Source organism: Methylosinus sp. DMC45 (assembly GCF_056313885.1).
In genome coordinates this window covers 184,984-203,425 of the sequence record NZ_JBQUZK010000003.1, presented here as the reverse complement: position 1 = coordinate 203,425, position 18,442 = coordinate 184,984, and the positions used below count along the sequence as shown (strand labels likewise).

14 protein-coding genes are annotated in these 18,442 nt (G+C 64.9%); 9 read left to right on the top strand and 5 right to left on the bottom strand.

All coding sequences use genetic code 11. The features are described from left to right. Genes icmH through ACT53T_RS01110 form a run of 5 tightly spaced genes read right to left on the bottom strand, consistent with a single transcriptional unit; the run spans position 1 to position 6,733 of the window. The gene (gene icmH / locus ACT53T_RS01130) at positions 1-1,518 is read right to left on the bottom strand and encodes a type IVB secretion system protein IcmH/DotU (protein WP_476159565.1); all 1,518 of its coding nucleotides are present in this window, start codon (positions 1,516-1,518) and stop codon (positions 1-3) included. Next, on the bottom strand, positions 1,515-2,855 hold the full coding sequence (gene tssK, locus ACT53T_RS01125; protein ID WP_476159564.1) for a type VI secretion system baseplate subunit TssK: 1,341 nt from the start codon (positions 2,853-2,855) through the stop codon (positions 1,515-1,517). The genes icmH and tssK overlap by 4 nt, the downstream gene beginning before the upstream one ends. Positions 2,856-2,905: 50 nt before the next feature. Then, entirely contained in the window at positions 2,906-4,273 is a 1,368-nt protein-coding gene (gene tagH, locus ACT53T_RS01120) for a type VI secretion system-associated FHA domain protein TagH (protein ID WP_476159563.1), read from the bottom strand. A gap of 46 nt (positions 4,274-4,319) precedes the next feature. After that, positions 4,320-4,886 (bottom strand): DUF6931 family protein, encoded by a 567-nt coding sequence (locus tag ACT53T_RS01115; protein WP_476159561.1) that lies wholly within the window; start codon positions 4,884-4,886, stop codon positions 4,320-4,322. Positions 4,887-4,897: 11 nt separating this feature from the next. Then, positions 4,898-6,733, bottom strand: coding sequence for a type VI secretion system Vgr family protein (locus ACT53T_RS01110; RefSeq protein ID WP_476159559.1), 1,836 nt, complete (start codon positions 6,731-6,733; stop codon positions 4,898-4,900). 109 nt (positions 6,734-6,842) lie between these two features. Between ACT53T_RS01110 and ACT53T_RS01105 the strand changes: the two genes are divergently transcribed. The 9 genes from ACT53T_RS01105 to tssH all read left to right on the top strand — a co-directional run bounded on the left by ACT53T_RS01105 (position 6,843) and on the right by tssH (position 18,246). Beyond that, on the top strand, positions 6,843-7,388 hold the full coding sequence (locus tag ACT53T_RS01105; protein WP_476159558.1) for an OmpA family protein: 546 nt from the start codon (positions 6,843-6,845) through the stop codon (positions 7,386-7,388). A 6-nt stretch (positions 7,389-7,394) separates the two neighbouring features. Continuing rightward, complete coding sequence (locus ACT53T_RS01100; protein WP_476159556.1) at positions 7,395-8,981, top strand: type VI secretion system protein TssA; 1,587 nt, start codon at positions 7,395-7,397, stop codon at positions 8,979-8,981. Between the two features lie 167 nt (positions 8,982-9,148). After that, positions 9,149-9,688, top strand: a complete 540-nt coding sequence (tssB, locus tag ACT53T_RS01095) for a type VI secretion system contractile sheath small subunit (protein WP_018267376.1) — start codon at positions 9,149-9,151, stop codon at positions 9,686-9,688. Beyond that, the gene (gene tssC, locus ACT53T_RS01090; RefSeq protein WP_476159555.1) at positions 9,685-11,208 is read left to right on the top strand and encodes a type VI secretion system contractile sheath large subunit; all 1,524 of its coding nucleotides are present in this window, start codon (positions 9,685-9,687) and stop codon (positions 11,206-11,208) included. The genes tssB and tssC overlap by 4 nt, the downstream gene beginning before the upstream one ends. A gap of 72 nt (positions 11,209-11,280) precedes the next feature. Then, on the top strand, positions 11,281-11,763 hold the full coding sequence (locus ACT53T_RS01085) for an Hcp family type VI secretion system effector (protein WP_018267378.1): 483 nt from the start codon (positions 11,281-11,283) through the stop codon (positions 11,761-11,763). 95 nt (positions 11,764-11,858) lie between these two features. Then, entirely contained in the window at positions 11,859-12,434 is a 576-nt protein-coding gene (locus tag ACT53T_RS01080; RefSeq protein WP_476159554.1) for a type VI secretion system baseplate subunit TssE, read from the top strand. Between the two features lie 3 nt (positions 12,435-12,437). After that, complete coding sequence (gene tssF, locus ACT53T_RS01075) at positions 12,438-14,402, top strand: type VI secretion system baseplate subunit TssF (protein WP_476159553.1); 1,965 nt, start codon at positions 12,438-12,440, stop codon at positions 14,400-14,402. After that, the gene (gene tssG, locus ACT53T_RS01070) at positions 14,399-15,610 is read left to right on the top strand and encodes a type VI secretion system baseplate subunit TssG (RefSeq protein WP_476159552.1); all 1,212 of its coding nucleotides are present in this window, start codon (positions 14,399-14,401) and stop codon (positions 15,608-15,610) included. The genes tssF and tssG overlap by 4 nt, the downstream gene beginning before the upstream one ends. Further along, positions 15,607-18,246, top strand: a complete 2,640-nt coding sequence (tssH, locus tag ACT53T_RS01065; RefSeq protein ID WP_476159551.1) for a type VI secretion system ATPase TssH — start codon at positions 15,607-15,609, stop codon at positions 18,244-18,246. The genes tssG and tssH overlap by 4 nt, the downstream gene beginning before the upstream one ends. Positions 18,247-18,442: the final 196 nt, after the last annotated feature.

Here is an 18,442-nt window from a genome sequence, read left to right as displayed (position 1 = left end):
TCAGTCTATGCGGCTGATGAGCACTTCGACGCGCCGATTGAGGCGCCGTCCGGCTTCATTGGCGTTGTCGGCGATCGGCTCGGACGGGCCGCGGCCGGCCTCCGAGACGCGCGAGGGATCTTTGAGCAGCGGCTTCAGCAGCGCTGCGACGGCGCGCGCGCGCTCCTCCGAGAGACGCTGATTGTCGCGGAAGAGATTGAGCGGGCTCAAGGGCTGATTGTCGGTGTGGCCGATCACTTTGATCGGCCCCGTCTCGCCGTCGATCGCGCGCGCGATGCGCTCGGCGATGGGCGAGAATTGCGGCAGCACCGCCGCCTTGCCGGATTGGAACAGCACCGCGTCGCCGACCTTGATCTGCACCCATTTGCCATTGCAGGTGACGCTCACGCCGTCGCCGACTTGCTCGCCGATGCGCTTGCATTGCACGGAAGGTTTCGGCGGCGGCTCCACGCGCGGGAGATTGAGCCGCTCCTGCAAGGCGATCTTGGTGGAAGGATGCAGCGTCTCGATCTCCGCTGCGACGGATTCGCCGACGCCGCCGAGCTTTGCGCGCAGGCCGATGAAGACGCCGAAGAGCAGGAGCGCCGCGACAGCCGCGCTCGCCCATAGGGGCAAAACGAACCCTTTGCGGCCGAGCGGCAGCGCCTGGCCCTTCCAGCGCGGCGAGAGATCGAGCGCCTGCTTCGGCCGCACGCGGCGCAGCAGCTCATAGAGATTGCGCTGTATGTATTGCAGCTGATTGGGGCCGCCCTCGGCGGCGCGATATTGGCCCTGAAAGCCGAGCGCGAGACAGACATGCTGCAGTTCCAGCACGTCGAAATTGGCGCCGGGGTCGCGCTGCAGCCATTCGAGCTGCTTGAAGAAATTCACGCCGCCGAGCCGCTCGCCGAAGAAGCGCGAGGTCATGCTGTAGCGCGTCCACAAATGGCGGTCGTCGGTCGGTATATTCTGCACAATGTCGTCGGCCGTCGCGCAAACGAGATATTTGGCGACGTTCGCCTGCTCCGGCGTGACGCCGGCGCTGCGAATATCCTTGTCGAAAAAGGCGACGGCGGCGGCGACCTGCTCGAGCAGGCTCTCGAGATCGGCGCTGAGCGCGGCGACGCGCAGTCGCCCCAGCAGATGCAGCAGCGGGCCGGCGGCGCGCAATATGGGATTGGGATGCTGCGCGACGAGCGCGTCGAAATCCAAATCCTCGGCGCGCTGCAAGGGCGCGGCCGCTTGCTGCTGCTGTCCGCGGCCCGTCACCCAGGCGTCGGGCGCCGGCGCGCGCGGCGCGCTCGCGGTCTCGAAGGGCGAGGGCGCGAATTGGCCGTAAGGATGCTCGGCCGGGCGCGGCGCGCCGAAATCTTGTTGCGGCGCATAGGCGGGCGCCGTCTGCGGCGTGTAGCCGGGCGTCGGCGCAGCGGGCGGGGGCGGCGCGACGGGGCGCGGCGGCGGACGGCGCCCGCCGGGATTGGGCTGAAAGACGGTGCGATCGCCGCCAGAGGAGCCGAAAGGATTGTCCTTGTCGCTCATCTCTTATCCTCCCGAATGGCCCAGAGCTCGAGCTCGAGGTCCGGCCAATCGCCCGAGAAATGCAGGCCGATCGCGGCGGCGACGCTGAAATCGGGCCACAGCGGGCTCTTCTTGTCGATGTAGAAATAGACGTGATCGCCGATGAGACGGATCTGCGGCGGCGGCGAGGGCCGATGCACGATCTGCACGCCGGGCAGATTGTAATGCACGATCTCGTTCATGCGCGTGTCGGGACCGAGCTTCAGCAGATTGGGGAATTGCATCTGTATCTCGCTGAGCGGACGCCGCGACGACACTTCGAGATAGAAGGACGCGTTCTGAAACAGCGAGCGATCCTTGATCGGCGATTTGAAAGCGTTGGGCGCGAGCTGCTGCAGCTCGAGACGAATGGCGCGATGATCGGCGTCCTTGCTGAGAAAATCTTGAAGATCGCGCAGCACCGGCTCGAATGTATTCTTCAGATTGTCGTGATCGTAAGGCCGATAGCTCGGCGCGCGGCGATCGGCGGCGCAGAATGTGGCGAGCTCGCCGGCGAGCGAGACGAGAAACACATAGAGCCGCTCTGGATGCAGATGATTGGCCGTATGCTCGAAATGCTGGAGCGCCGGTATCGCGCGATTGAGCGTCTGCAGCAGCAGATAGTCGCGATTTTGCAGGCCGCCGCCAGCGGTGGGATCGGCGGCGTAGCGCGCGATGGATTCGAGCTTGTTCTCGATCCAGCCGATGACGCGATTGAGCCAGCCGACGACGACGTCATGCGCGCGGCAGATCAGCACGGTCGGTGCGAATTCTGGATCGAGCAGCACCGCGCCATTCTCGAGCTTCACGATGCGCGCGACGGGAAGATTATTGTAGCCGCGCTTGCGCTCGCTCTCGAGATGCAGCTCCATGCGCGGATGCGCGACCTCTATCTCCTCCTCCACGCGCAGCTCGGATGTGGAGTCGATGAAGGTCTCCGAGGCGTGGAAATAGCGGCTCGCGGAAGCGCTGTCGCGCCGCGCCACCTCGCGCGTGTTGGGCGAGGCTTCCGGGAAGGCGAGCCAGACGATGCGATTGGCGATCTTGTCGTCGATCGGCAGAGGCTCCGGCAGCTCCTCCTTGCCCTCGAGCTGAAAAGGCGTGCCGTCCTGCATCACGCCCCATGCGGCCTCCAGGCCGAGCTTGCCGCGCTGCGCGAGGCCGTGGTCGATGTCGAGGCGGGAGAAGCCCCAGGAGAAGGGCGCGAGATTGCGCGTGCGGGCGGTCGTCGCCCATTCCAGATAGCGGTCGCCCTGCTGGAAGTGGTGCGGGCGCAGGAACAAACCTTCGCTCCACACGACCTTGCTGCGCCAAGACATTTGCTCCCCCTGTCATTTATTTTTGGGCGTCGGCCCGGTCGTCCTCTTTTTTATTTCCGGGCGTCGGCCCGGTCGTAGCAGTCGGCGAAATTGCGCATGAAGGCGTCGGCGAGCTTGTCGCCCGAGCGCGGGCTCATCGCCGTCCAGCGCTCGACATAGCGGTCCCATAGCCGCGCCTTGCGCGAGCCGACCAGCGAGGCGATGCCGCTGTCCTTGCCCTGCGCTCTCTCGAGGCTCGCGGGATCGAGGCTGTCGCTCAGCATGCGCACCGCTTCCTGCATGGCGGCGTAGGTGCGTAGCTCATGCGCCTTCACATCGACGAAGGCCTGGGCGAAGGCGGGGCCGGCGGAGAGATATCCTGGCCGCGGCGGACCGAGCACGATGCGCAGCGCCTCTTCCGTCGTCGGCGCGAATTTCAGCGGGTTGTTGCCCTGCGCCTCGATGATCGTATGGCTGGCGCTGCGCGTCAGCCGCTTGGCCTCGGCGCGGGCGCGCAGCAATTGCCGCGTCTCCTCGGCGATGAGGCGCGTCAGCGTTCCGAGCTGCTCGCCGAGCTGCGCCGGCGTCGCGCCGGCGAATGTCTGCTCCGGCAGGTTCAGCGCCTGCGCGAAGCTCGTCAGAAATTCGGCATAGGCGCCCTCCATCCCCGGCGCCGCGGCGGGCGCGGACGGCGGCGGAACGGGCGCCGCGACGAATGGCGCAGGAGCGGCGAGAGGCGCAGCGACGAGAGGCGCGACGGAAGGCGCGGCGGCGGGCGGCGGCGAGCACCAGTCGACAATGGGCGCGGGAGTCGAGACGGGCGGCGCCGGCGCGCCCCAAATGTCGTTCGGCGCGCCGGTCGGAGCGGACTGTGGCGGCTCGCCCCAAAAGGCGGCGGGCGCAGGCTCGGCGGAAGGTCGGCGCGGGGTTGGCGCTATCGGCGTCGCCACATCGGCGACATGGTCGATCCAATCGGTCTGCGGGGCCGGATCGAGCCGGCGCGGATCGAGCGAGCGCGGATCGATGGGCGGCGGCGCCGGCTCGGAGGAGCTCCAGAAATCGTCATAGGCCGGCGCCGGCTGCGTCGATGAGACGGCGGCTGCGTCGAGCGCGGGCGCGTCGCCCTCCACGCGCGCCGCCACGACATAATCGCCGATATAGAGACGATCGCCGTCGCGCAGCCGATAGGGCGATTGCACGCGATTGTCGGGGTGATTGACGAAAGTCCCGTTCATCGAGACATCGGTGAGATAATAGCCGCCGTCGCGCGGCGCGATCTCGCAATGGCGGCCGGAGATGAAATGATTCTCGTCCGGCAGGCACCAGTCGAGATGCTGATTGCGGCCGATGTCGATGCTGCGGCGGCCTTCCGCGACATAGGTCAGCGGGCCGCCGTCCGGCCTTCGGCTGAAATTCTCGATCGTCAATGTCAGGCGCATTCCCCGATGGCTCCCTCAGCGGGCCGCGAGCCCGCGCCTTCTCGCCTCATGACCGATGAAGCTCGCCGAGCGCGCAACGCAGCGCCGCCTCTATCCAGCCGCTCTCGACGGACTCGCGGCGATCCCCCGCCACGGCGCCGAGCGCGATGAGCACGGCCCCGCGCGCCGCCTGTGCCGTGGCCTGCGGCGGCGGCTCCAGATAAAAGGCGGGATCGGGCGAGACATTGCCGCCCGACCATCCCGCCGCTTGCGCGACCCAGGCCGCGGCGAGCGATTTTCGCGCCTGCGCCGCCTCCTCCAGCGCGCGCCGCCGCCGCGCCTCGCTCGGCTCGCTCACCCATTCCTCCGCCGCCTGCAGGCAGCGCAGCGACATGGCGTCCGCCGGCGCCGTCTGCCGCACGCAGCGCGCCGCCCACCACACGGCCTCGCGCCGCGCCAGAAGATAGGCGCAATAGGACAAGGCCGCGCGATGGTCGCCCTCCTTCGCGAGACGGGAGACAAAGCCCGCGGAAGGCTCCTCGCAGCATTCGATTCCGACGTCGATCTCCGCCGTGGGAAAAGCGGCGTAGAGGTCGCGCACGGTGGCGAAGCGTATCTTGCTCGGCGCGCTCACCCTCTCCCCCTTCAGTTCAGGTCGATCTTGGCGGCGGACAGGGCGATCATCGTCGAGCTGATCTCTATCTTGCTCGGCGTCAGCTTTATCGAGCTCGCGCCCGTTTTCAGCGTGATCGTGTCGCCGAGCGATTCGATCGTTATGCTCTGATCGACCGTCGTCGCATCCTTGCCGCCATGAATCGTCGTCTTGCGCGAGCCGCTCTGCAATGTCAGCTCGTCGCCGCCGCTCTTCAGCGTCGTCTTGCGCGAGGCGCCTCCGCCGGAGAAGGCTTCGCCGATCTCCGTCGTCTCGGAATTGCGGATTACGACATCGTGATCCTTCTCCGCATGCATGCGGATTTTCTCGGAACCCTTCTTGTCCTCGAACATGAATTCATTGTAGCCGCCATGGCCCTTGGAGGAGTCGGATTTCAATCCCGACTGCGTGTTGTTGTCCGGCAGCTTATAGGGAAATCGATTGCCGCCATTATACACGGCGCCGACGACGATCGGCTTGTCGGGATCGCCCTCCAGAAATTCGACGACCACTTCCATGCCGATGCGCGGAATGAATTGCGCGCCCCAGCCGGGGCCGGACCATAGCTGCGCGACGCGCATCCAGCAGGAGCGCTTGTCCTCGCGGTCCCAATGGAAGCGCACCTTGATCATTCCATGGCCGTCGGGATCGGTGTCGATCTCCTCGCTGTCGGCGTCCTTGTCGCGCGCGACCACCTTCGCCGTCTGCGGCCCATGCACGAGCGGCCGCGGCGTCACCAGGGGCGCGCGAAAGACGCGATCGGCCGGCTGCAGCTCGTAATTGCCGTGATAGGGCTGGCGTCCGTCGAGCCCGCCAGTGGAGCGAAACGCCTCGTCGGCGAAATGATGCGAGCAGCGGACGATGAGATATTGCTTGTTCTCCGCCGTGGTCGGATGGCGGTCGAGCGTGGCGAGCCCGCCCGGAAAGAGGCTGGGCGCCTGGCCCGATGCGTAGCGGCGGTAGTCGATCGCCTGCTCGGCCTCGAGCCGCGCATCCGCATAGAGGCGCCCGTCGCTCGCATTCTGGTATTTGCCGGGATAGTCGTAATATTCGTAGGTCGTCGCGCGCGCGTAGCTCTCGGAGCCCTGCGTCCTGGCCTTGAGATTGGAGCCCGGCTCGCGAAAGGCGTAATCGCGCAGCTCGATCTTGCCGGTGCGGAACCGTCGCTCCGACGACCAGGAGAGCAGCGCCTGCTCCTGCTGCGTGAGGCCGGCCAGCGCATTGGCGAAGACGATGGAGGCGCCGCCCTCGATCGCCTGATGCGAGGAGCGCGAGTCGGACAGAACCATCGTATGCGCGCCGTCCGCGTGCTTGAAGTAGTAATAGATTCCGTGCTGCTCCATGAGCCGCGAGACGAAATCGAAATCGGTCTCGCGATATTGCACGCAATAGTCGAGCTCTGGATAGCTGCGCTTGGTCGCTTTCTCGATCGTTATGTTGCGCTCGCCGAGAACGTCGGCGACGATGGCGAGCGCCGACTTGTGATGAAAGATGCGGCAATTGGTCGTGCGGGTCAGCAGCCATAGGGCCGGCCGCAGCACGAAGCGATAGACATAGAGATCCTCGAAGGCGCCGATCGCCTGCGCCTCCGCGACGATTCCGTTGAAATGACGTTGCGGCCGATCGAGCAGCGACAGAGCCACTGTGCAGTCGCGGCCGAGCAGCTGGTCGAAATCGACATTGGCGTCGGGACTCACCGTCTCGATGCGAATCTCGAACAGCTCGCTCAATCCTTCCGTCGCGTCGAGCGCCGTGATCGCGAGCTTGTCCTTTCCCAATGGCGTGGACAGGATTGCGATGCGGCCGTCCTGAATCAATATGTCAGACATGGTGCATCCGAAGCTCGAAACGATCCTGGAAAGCGAAACGGGTAAGCCCTTGACGATACGTAACGGCAAAAATAGTGTCGAGAAGTATTTTTGCGCCGGGGACGACATATTGGGACGCAAGCTTCTTCTCGCTCTCGCATTGTCGACGGTTGCGGCCCGCGCGCCGTCGACTCTCAGCCGCGCCGATGACGCGCCGGCCTATTCCGCAACGGATATCGTTCGACATTTCGCCGCGGAGCCGTCCTTCGGCGCGGCGCGCTCGCTGTGCATCGGCGCAGCGGCGGATTGCCCCGGCGACGCAGCGGAGAAAGCCGCGCGGAACGAGGCCTTCGACCTCGAGGTGACATTCGATCTCGGCTCCGATCGGCTGACGGCGCGCGCGCGCAAGAATCTCGACCAATTCGCCGAGGCGCTGCGCGATACGGCGCTCGCCGCGCGACGTTTTCATGTCGATGGCCATACCGATGCGCGCGGCCGCGACGAGACCAATCTGCGGCTGTCGCAACGTCGCGCCGAAGCAGTGCGCAACTATCTGGTTTCGGCGGGGATCGACGCCGTGCGGCTGGACGCGCAAGGCTATGGCCGCGCGCGGCCGAAAGCGCGCGATCCGCTCGACCCGGCCAATCGCCGCGTCGAAACCCGCGCGGAGGATTGAGCGGCCATGGCGATCGTCGATCCGGCCTTTCTCTCGTCGCCCGTCTCCGAGGCGGATCCTTGCGGCCCCGATCTCGACGAGAACGGCGACGCCGCCTTCATGAATTTCTTCGCCTTTGCGCCGTTTCAACTTCCCGAGACCTTCTTTACCGACGGCCGGCCTTTCGACCCGACCGACAATGAATTCCGAGAAGCCATAGAATACATACCGGCGATGCTCGCCGATGTGATGAAGCGCACACGCGATCTGCGCCTCATGGTTTTTCTGGCGCGCCTCGCCATTCTCAAGCGCAACCTCGACGAGTTCGTCGAAACGGTCGCAGCCATGGCGACCTTGCTGGAGCGCTATTGGGACGGCGTGCATCCGCGCCCGCGTGACGGATCTGTGAAGGCGCGCGCCGATATTCTCGACGAGCTCGACAGCTCTGTCGTGACGATCTCGCTGCAATTCGTCACGCTCCATGCGGATCGGCGCAAGGGCAATATCGCCTTTCGCTCCATTGTGCTCGCCGAGCAGGAGAAGGCGGCCGAAGGCGCAGAGGGCGGCGAGAAGCCCGCGGGCGGCCGCATAGCGGCGATGACGCAGGAGCAGATCGTGCGCGTTCTCGCCGACGCCGGCGAGGAGGCCGTCGCGGCGCCGCGCGCCAGCTTCCGGCGGCTCGAGGTGGCGCTGAAGACTATTCGCGCCCGCTTCGCCGAGCATACGAGCGGCGCGGAGACGCCGGAATTCGGCGCGCTGCTGAAGGTCGTCGGCGGCGTGCTGAGCTTCTTTTCCTTGGCGTTTCCCGATCCGACGGCGCCGGAGCCGGACGAGGGAGAAGGAGACGAAGCGGGCGGGGACGCGCCGCGCGGCGCCATCGCCTGCGCCGCCGACGCGCGCCGTGCGCTCGATGCGGCGAAGGATTATTTCTGCCTCTTCGAGCCGTCCAATCCGGCGCTGCCGCTGGTCGCGCAGGCGATCGTCCTGCAGGGCAAGACCTTCATAGAGGTGCTGGCCGCTCTGCTGCCGGACCGTCACGCCTATGCGCAATTTTCGATCGGCGGCGAGAACGCCTTCAAGCTGGCTGTCGCGCCGCTCGGCGACATGACGCCGTCGCGCGCCGAATATTTCGACGAGCGCCAGACGCCGCGCAAGACGCGCCGCCGTGCGGCGCCGCCCGCGCCGCTGCTGATCGAGGCGCCGTCCGTAGAGGAGCCGGCGCCTTTCGAGGAAGAGAGAGCAGAGCCGGAGAGCATAGAGCAAGAGGCGCAGGCGAGCGCAGAGGAGCCGGACGCGGCGATGAGCGCCGCCGCGCAGGATGGTCTCGCGGAGACGAGCGAGATCGAGACGCCGGCTCCGATCGTCGTCGAGCCGGAGCAGGTCGAGCCGCGGCCGGAGGCGATCGACTATGCCGAGGATTATGAGATCGACGCTCCGAGCTTCTCGGCGACGACGCGCGTGCAGGCCTTGCTGCTGCTGGACGATATCGCGCGCTATTTCCGCATCGCCGAGCCGTCGAGCCCGATTCCTTGCCTCATCGATCGCGCCCGCGCGCTCGCCGACAAGGACTTCATCGCCGTGCTCGGCGCCGTGCTCGAACGCGAGGAGAGCTGACGGCCGTCGTAAGATTGACACGAGTGTGCGCCATCACACAGCGATTTTGAGCGGTTCGACGAGTATACGGAGGGCAGCGCGAACACGAGCCAACTCGGCGCGTCCACGGCTTGACAGTTTCGCGATGCTCGGCTTCTCTATCGCGAATTCATAAAGGATTATTGTATATGGCGAAGATGAGTGGGCAGAAATTCATCGCGCGCAATCGCCCTCCGCGAGTTCAAATCGAATATGTCGATCCGACCGCCGACGAGAAGGTCGAGCTTCCCTTCGTGATGGGCGTGCTGGCCGATCTCTCCGGCAACTCGCCCGGCCATGGCAAGGAAGACTTCGACAAGGGCACTGCGGCGACCCGCAAGTTCGTCGAGTTCGACATGGATAATTTCGACGAGCGCATGAGCTCCGAGCATGGCGTTCGTCCGGGCGTCAGCTTCCATGTCGACAACAAGCTCTCCGATCAGCCGGGCGAGAAGCTGAGCGTGAAGCTCGATTTCAAGAGCATGGCCGATTTCAGCCCCGCCGCCGTCGCCAAGCAGGTGCCGGTGCTCGCCGAGCTGCTCGAGGCGCGGCAAAAGCTCGCCAATCTGCGCGTCTATATGGACGGCAAGGACGCCGCCAACCAGCAATTGCGGGCTCTGCTGAAGGACCCGCAAAAGATGGAAGCGCTCAAGGAATTCCTCTCCGCGACCCGATCGGGCGACAAATGAGCGAGGCGCAAGTGACCACAGAGCTCACACAGACCGAAGCCGCTGTCGCCACGACCGGCGGCGAACTCGACGAATTTCTGCAATCGCTGAAGCAGAGCTTCAAGCCGCCGAAGGACGAATCCGCGGCCAAGGAGCAGAATGCGCGCGTCCAGGACGCGATCTCCATCTTCGTCAATCAGGCGTTGTCCAACACGGACGCCGTCATCAAGGACGATGTGCTCGACACGATCGAGCGGCTGATCGCCTCCATCGACGAGAAGCTGACGGCCCAGCTCAACGAGATCATCCACGCCGACGAGTTCCAGAAGATCGAGAGCGCCTGGCGCGGGCTGCATCATCTCGTCTACAGCTCGGAGACGGATGCGACGCTGAAGATTCGCGTGCTGAACATCTCCAAGACCGAGCTCTATCAGCATCTGAAAGACTATCCCAAGGCGAAATGGGACCAGAGCGAGCTGTTCAAGCGAGTCTATGAGGAGGAATATGGTCAGCTCGGCGGCCAGCCTTATGGCGCGCTCGTCGGCGACTTTTATTTCAGCCATCATCCGACCGATGTGCAGCTGCTGCGCGATCTCAGCAAGATCGCCGCGGCCGCCCACGCGCCCTTCATCACCGCCGCCGATCCGAGCCTGATGCGCATGGACAGCTGGAACGAGCTGTCCAATCCGCGCGACATCGGCAAGGTGTTCGACACGCCGGAATACGCCGCCTGGAAGAGCCTGCGCGATTCGGAGGACGCCAAATATCTCGGCCTCACTCTGCCGCGCGTGCTGGCGCGCCTGCCTTACGGCGCGGCGTCCGAGCCGGTGGAGGAATTCGGCTTCGAGGAAGACACCGACGGCCACAAGGGCGAGAAATACGCCTGGATGAACTCCGCCTATGCGATGGCGGCGAACATCACCCGCGCCTTCAAGGACCACGGCTGGTGCTCGCGCATTCGCGGCGTCGAATCGGGCGGCGAGGTCGAGGATTTGCCGACGCATACGTTCCCGACCGACGATGGCGGAGTCGATCTCAAATGCCCGACGGAGATCGCCATCAGCGACCGCCGCGAGGCGGAGCTGGCCAAGGCCGGGCTGATGCCGCTCATCCATCGCAAGAACACCGATCGCGCGGTGTTCATCGGCGCGCAATCGCTGGCGCGTCCGAAGGAATACAACAACGACCCGGACGCCACCGCCTCCAGCAATCTCGCGGCGCGCCTTCCTTACATGTTCGCAGTGTGCCGCTTCGCACATTATCTGAAGGTCATGGTGCGCGATAAGATTGGCTCCACCAAGGAGAAGGAGGAGCTGCAGAGATGGTTGCAGAACTGGATCGTCCAATATGTCGACGGCGACCCGACCAATTCGTCCGATGAGGTGAAGCGCAAGAAGCCTCTCGCCGGCGCGAAGATCACCATCGTCCCGAATGAGGAAAATCCAGGATATTATTCCGCGACATTCGAGTTGCGGCCCCATTATCAGCTGGAAGGCATGAATATCGGAATGCGCCTCGTGTCCCGTCTCCCGATCAAATAGGGAAGACGGCGAGGATCGCGAAAAAGCGATTTCATGCATCGATCTTTCGAACCCGATCAAAGGATATAGACAATGGCGACCGATATTTTTCTCAAGTTCACTTCCAAGGTCGAAGGCGAATCGTCCGACAGCAAGCACAAGGGCGAGATCGAAATCTCGAGCTATGGATTCGGCGTGACCAACCAGGGCACCTCCGGCCATGGCGGCGGCGCCGGCGCCGGCAAGGCGGATTTCCAGGATCTGCATTTCACCAAATCCGTCGACAAATCCACGCCGAACCTTCTCAAATTCACCGCCGAGGGCAAGCATTTCGAGGAGGCGCTGATCACCGTCCGCAAGGCCGGCGGCGGCCAGCAGGAATATCTCAAGATCACGCTCAACGATGTGTTCATCACCTCCTATCACAGCGACGGACACAGCGGCGCGGTGCCGTCGGAGAGCTTCACGCTCAACTTCACCAAGGTGAAGCTGGAATACAGCCCGCAGAAGGCCGACGGCTCGCTGGAGCCCAGCATCAGCGGCGGCTACAATGTGAAAGAGAACAAGTCGTTCTGACGATGAATGACGTGTCGGCGGCGCTCGCGCGACGAGGCCGCCGACCGTATGTCGCATCGCTCGCCGCTACGCGACGCCGCGCGGGAAAAAGCTCAATGACCTCCTCGACGACGACGAGCGTTCGCCCGGCGGATCGGCTCAGCCCCCCTCTCATGCATGTGTTTCGCGCCGCGCATCGCGACCGCCGCGAGCAGGCGCGCGAGTCGGCGAAGCGCCAGGCGCTGCTCCGCGAGGGCGGAACGCCGGAGGCGGAGCGCAAGACGCGGCCGCAGCGCGCCCCCATCAATGAGCAGGAGCTGAAGGCGGAGGTCGAGCATGACGTCGCCGCGCTGATGAATCACGTCTCGATGGATTCGACGATCGATCTTTCGCCTTTCGCGCGTGTGCGCGGCTCCATCCTCAATTACGGCTTCCCCGATCTCGCCAATCGCACCATGGAGGAGCTGGAGGCGCGCGATCTCCATGGCGAGATCATCGCGGTGCTGAAGCAATATGAGCCGCGCCTCATTCCCGGCACCGTGCGCGTCACGCGCGACCGCTCGCCGGAAGCGCTGCAGGAGATTCGCTATATCGTCGACGGCCATCTCCTCTGCCAGCCGCTCAACGTTCCCATCGAGTTCGTCGCAAAATTCGAGGAAACGACGGGCAAGCTGCATCTTGCGCGGCGCTGAGCGATGAATCGCGAATTCCTCGATCTCTATAATCGCGAGCTCGATCTCTTCTACGAGCACGCCGCCGAATTCGCGGAAGAATATCCAGAGATCGCCAAGCGCCTCGGCGGGCTGCTCCGCGACCGCGCCGATCCCATGGCCGCAGGCCTATTGGAAGGCGCCGCCTTCCTCGCCGCGCGCGTGCAATTGAAGATCAAGCACGAGTTTCCCGAATTCGCCAATAATCTCCTTGAGCAGCTGGTTCCGCATTATCTCGCGCCGACGCCCTCCGCCATGCTGGTGAAGGCGCTGCCGAAATATGGCGACTCCGCGCTCGCCGACGGCCGTCTGTTCCCGCGCGGCGCGCAGATCGACGCTGCCTATCTCGAGGCCGATAAGGAGATCGCCTGCCGCTACACGCTGACGGCGCCCATCCGCCTCTGGCCCTTCTACATAAAATCCGCGGAATATTTCACCAGCGCCGCCGCGCTGCAGCCGCTCAAGATCAATGTGCGCCGCGAGACCGTCGCCGGCATGCGCATCACGCTCGTCGTCGCCGCGACGTCGGACCCCGCCGACGACGCGCGCGAGAAGGCTGCGCCGCCGCAGCCCTGGTCGCTGTTCAGCGACAATAAGGCGACGGAGCTGCCCTTCCATCTCGCCGGCGCCGAGGCGCACGCCAATGCGATCTATGAGCAGATCTTCGGCCATTGCACGGGCGTGTGGTTCCGCTACGTCGACGCCAATAATGACGCCACCGTCATAGAGGCGCCGAAGAACTGTCTCCGCCAGCTCGGCATGGATGAGCAGGAATCGCTGTTGCCGCGCGACGATCGCATCTTCCGCGGCTTCGATCTGCTGCATGAATATTTCATGTTCTCGCGCAAGTTTCTTGGCTTCGAGCTCGCGCTCGATCGCGAGAAGGTGACGAGCCGCCTGCCTTCGCGCGTCATCGACATCGTCTTCGGCTTCGACGAGGTCAATAGCGCGCTGGCCGCCAGCGTGCAGAAGGACATGTTCGCGCTCTATGCGGCGCCGGCGGTCAATCTCTTCGAGATGGCGACCGATCGCGTCTCCGTCAAAGCCAATCAGCACGAATATCATGTCGTGCCCGACAAGAGCCGCTATCTCGACTACGAGCCGCATCGGCTCATCGACGTCTTCGCGCATTTTCCCGGCAGCGTCGAAAAGCGCCCGGTGCGGCCGCTCTACGCCTCCTCCACTGATCTGCGCGAGAAGAATGCGCTGCAATACACCATCCGCCGCGCGCCGCGCCGGCGCACGATCGAGGAGAAGCGCTACGGGCCGGCGGGCGATTATTTCGGCACGGATCTCTTCATCTCGCTGAGCGACACGGGCGCGTTGGATGAGAACATCGGCGTCGCCGAGCTGAGCATTCGCGCGCTCTGCTCTAATCGCCATTTGCCCGAGCATCTGCCGATCGGCCAGAACCGCGTCGATTTTCGCCTCGCCGACGATGTCGAGCTCGATCTCGTTTGCGTCGCCGGCCCGACGCGGCCGGGCGAGCCGCTCGTGTCCTATCAGCGCCGCCGCGCCGAGACCGCGCATATGGGGACGGTCTCCTGGCGGCTCATCAACATGCTGAGCCTCAATCATCTCGGCCTCACGGAGCGCGAGGCGGGCGACAACGCCCGCGCGCTGCGCGAGATATTGACGACCTTCACCGAGCCCAATGACGCCGCCGGCGAAAGGCGCGTGCGCGGCGTGCTGTCGGTGGACAGCCGGCCCGTCGTGCGGCGCATTCGTTGCGGCGGCGGCGTCGGTCCGGCGCGCGGCACCGAAGTGACCGTGACACTGGACGAGAAGGCCTTCGAAGGAACCGGCGCCTTTCTGCTCGGCGCGATCCTCGATCGCTTCTATTGCGAATATGCCGCCTTCAATCATTTCACCCAGCTCGTTCTGCGAACGACCGAGCGCGGCGAGATCATGCGTTGGCCGGCGAGGCTCGGCGCGCGGAGGGCGCTTTGAGCTATTTCGAAAAAATGCGGCGCGAGCCCTGGCGCCATGACTTTCTCGACATGATGCGCCGCGTCGAGCGCAGCCTCGGTCAGCGGCTCGAGGGCGACAGCGTGTTCGCGCAGCCGCGCCCGCGCATCGGCGACAGCGCCACGCGCCGCGACGAGGTGGTGCGGCTCGGCTCGGAGCAATTCGCGCGCGAGGCCGCACTCACCTTCGGGCAAGAGCCGTGGATGGCGTTTCCAGGCTCGACGCTGCGTGAGATCGCGCCACGCTGGAACAAGCCGCTCCCGCCCGCCGACGTCATTGCGCGGGCGCAGACGCCGGCCGATCGCGTGCATATCGTCTCGGCCTTTCTCGGCCTGCTCGGCCCGCAGGGTCCGCTGCCCTATCATTTGACCGAGGAAGCCTTCGCCTATGCGCAGGCGGAGGATTTGTCTTTCATCCATTTCCTCGATCTCTTCAACAATCGCTTCATCCAATTGTTCTTCCGCGCCTGGGCCGATGCGCGTCCCATCGTGCAGGCGGACCGGCCGGACTATGACCGCTTCGGCGCCTATGTGACCTCGATGGTCGGCGTCGGCTCGCAGGCCTTCGACACGACGCCGGGCAAGCATGACGGCGCGCGTCGCGAGAGCTTCATACCGGAGGGCGTCGGGCTCTATGCGGGCCTGCTCGGCCCGCAGGTGAAATCCGCCTCGCGTCTGCGTCAAGCCATTCGCGGCATGTTGCGCGTCGAGACGGAGATCGACGAATTCATCGGCTCCTGGCTGGAGTTCGACGCGCGCGAGCGTTCGCATCTGGGCGGACGCAACAGCACGCTCGGCGTGGATTTCCTCGTCGGCGCCGCATCCTTCAGCGTGCAGGACAAGATTCGCGTGCGGCTCTACGTCGCCGATATGGCGCAATATCGCAAATTCCTGCCGGTCGGCGACGATTGCGATCGGCTCGTCGATATTTTGTTTTTTTATGTCGGCGACGAGATCGATTGGGATGTCGAGCTCGCCGTGCCGGCGCGCTGTGTCGAGCCCATCCGGCTCACATCCGATTCCGCCGCGGGGCCTGCGGGCGGCGCGCGACTCGGCTGGACGAGCTGGCTCGTCGACGAAAATGCATCGAGGAAAGACGGCTATCGGGCCGATGCGCGCTTCCAGCCTGCGGAGCGCAAGAGGCATGAGCGCGAAAAAGCCAGACGCGAAGCGGAGGCGATGAAATCATGACCGACATTGGACTCGAGACAGTCACCGGCAAGCTCAATCTCGTCGGCTTCGAGACGATCGCCAAAGCGCATCGCCAAGCGAAAAGCCTCGGCAATCGCTATGTCGAGCTCGCCCATTGGCTGCTGCATATGCTGGAGAAGACCGGCTCCGACGTCGATGTGATCGCCGATCATTTCAATCTCGATCGCGCCAAGCTGCTCCTCGATGTGGAGCGCGCGATCGGCGCGCTGACGCCGAGCCAGACGGAGACGCCCTATTATTCCGGCGCGGTGATCGAGGCGCTCGATCGCGGCTGGCATTATTCCACGCTCTTCTTCGCCGAGGCGCAGATTCGCACCGGCCATGTGCTGGTCGGCGTGCTGAAGACGGATCGGCTGCGCGCCGCGCTGCTCGCCGTCTCGCGCGAATTCGCCAAGATCGCCGTCGATGCGCTGCTCGACGAGCATAAGAAGATTCTCGCGCGCTCGGACGAAGAGAATCTGCGCCCCATAGACGGCAGCGGCCTCGCGCCGACGAGCGGCGCCGGCGCCGCAGCGGGCGAGACGCGCGGCCAGACGGCGCTCGATCGCTTCTCGCAGGATTTGACCGCGCGCGCGCGCTCCGGCGAGATGGATCGCATATTGGGCCGCGACGAGGAAATCAGAAAAATCGTCGATGTGCTGATGCGTCGGCGGCAGAATAATCCGATCCTCACCGGCGAGGCCGGCGTCGGCAAGACGGCGGTGGTGGAAGGATTCGCGCAGGCGATCGTCTCCGGCGACGTGCCGCCGCCGCTGCGCGACGTCACTCTGCGCGCGCTCGATGTCGGTCTGCTGCAGGCCGGCGCCTCGATGAAGGGCGAGTTCGAGCAGCGGTTGCGCTCCGTCATCGACGAGGTGCAGAAATCGCCGAAGCCGATCATTCTCTTCATCGACGAGGCGCATACGCTGATCGGCGCCGGCGGCGCGGCCGGCACGGGCGACGCCGCCAATCTGCTGAAGCCGGCGCTCGCGCGCGGGACGTTGCGCACCATCGCCGCGACGACATGGAGCGAATATCGCCAATATTTCGAGAAGGACCCGGCGCTGACGCGCCGCTTCCAGCCGATCCAGATCGACGAGCCGGACGCGGCGCGCGCGGCGGCCATGCTGCGCGGCATTCTCGCGCCGATGGAGAAGCATCATGGCGTGCGCATTTCCGACGCCGCCATCACCGCCGCCGTCGCGCTGTCGCAACGCTACATCCCCGCGCGGCAATTGCCGGACAAGGCGGTGAGCCTGCTGGACACGGCGAGCGCGCGCGTCGCCATCAGCCAATCGACGACGCCCGCCGCCATCGCGGACAAGCGCGTCGAGATCGACCATCTCGCGCAGGAGAAGGCGGCGCTGCTCGCCGATCGCGATCTCGGCGCCGACACGCGCGCGCGCGTGAATGAGATCGACGATGCGATCGCCGCGGCGAAGGACAGGCTCGGCCTGCTGGAGAGCGCTTGGAGCCAAGAGAAATCCATCGTCGACGAGGTGCGCTCGCTGCGCGAGATTCTCGCGCAGACGCAAGAGGAGAGCGCGCAGGAGAGCGAGCGCGCGAAGCTGACGGAAAAGCTCGGCGCATTGGCCGCGCTCGATCCCGAGACGCGCGCCATTTATCCGCATGTCGACGAGCAGGCGGTCGCCGCCGTCGTCTCCGATTGGACAGGCATTCCTGTCGGCCGCATGGTGAAGGACGAGATCGAGAATATTCTCCGCCTGCCGGAGATTTTGAACAAGCGCGTCGTCGGTCAGAGTCATGGCCTCGCGATGATTTCAAAGCGCATCGAGACCAATCGCGCGCGGCTCGACAATCCCAATAAGCCAATCGGCGTCTTCATGCTCTGCGGCCCCTCCGGCGTCGGCAAGACGGAGACGGCGCTGGCGCTCGCCGAAGCCATTTACGGCGGCGAGCAGAACATCATCACCATCAACATGTCGGAGTTTCAGGAGGCGCATACGGTCTCCACGCTGAAGGGCGCGCCTCCCGGCTATGTCGGCTATGGCGAGGGCGGCCGCCTCACCGAGGCGGTGCGGCGCAAGCCCTATAGCGTCGTGCTGCTCGACGAGATCGAGAAAGCGCATCCCGATGTGCATGAGATTTTCTTTCAGGTCTTCGACAAGGGGCAGATGGAGGACGGCTCGGGCCGGCGCATCGATTTCAAGAATACGCTGATCATCCTCACTTCCAATGTCGGAACCGATCTCATCATGGAGCTCGGCGCCGATCCCGCCTATCACGATGACCCGGAAGCGCTCGCCGCCGCGCTGCGGCCGGAGCTGCAACGCGTCTTCCCGCCGGCGCTGCTCGGGCGCATCGTCGCCATTCCCTATTTCCCGCTGTCGCCGCAGATGCTGTCCGGCATTGTGCGGCTGCAATTGAACCGCATCGGCAAGCGCATAGAAGAGAACCACAAGGCGGCCTTCGTCTATGACGACGCGGTGGTCGATCACATTGTCGCGCAATGCAATGATCCCGATTCTGGCGGACGCATCATCGACAACATCATCACCAACACGCTGCTCCCCTCGCTCTCGCGCGAATTCCTGAAGCGCTCGCTCGCAAAGGAGGAGCTGCGCGAGGCGCGGGTGACGGTGAGCGAGGGCGCCTTCGGCTTCGAATGGAGATGAAGCGGCGACGTTCCGCTCATGCCAGCGGCATTCCGTCGTCGTGGCGCGGATGCCGACCGCGATCATGACGCTGGAACATTGCTGCGGTCCGGCTTCGGGGCTCTGTGGCCAAGGCCGCGGCTCTTGACGCAGCCCCAAAAATGACGCAATTGAGCAAAGGTTTAGCAATAAATTGCTTTCAGTGCGGCGTGCGCGT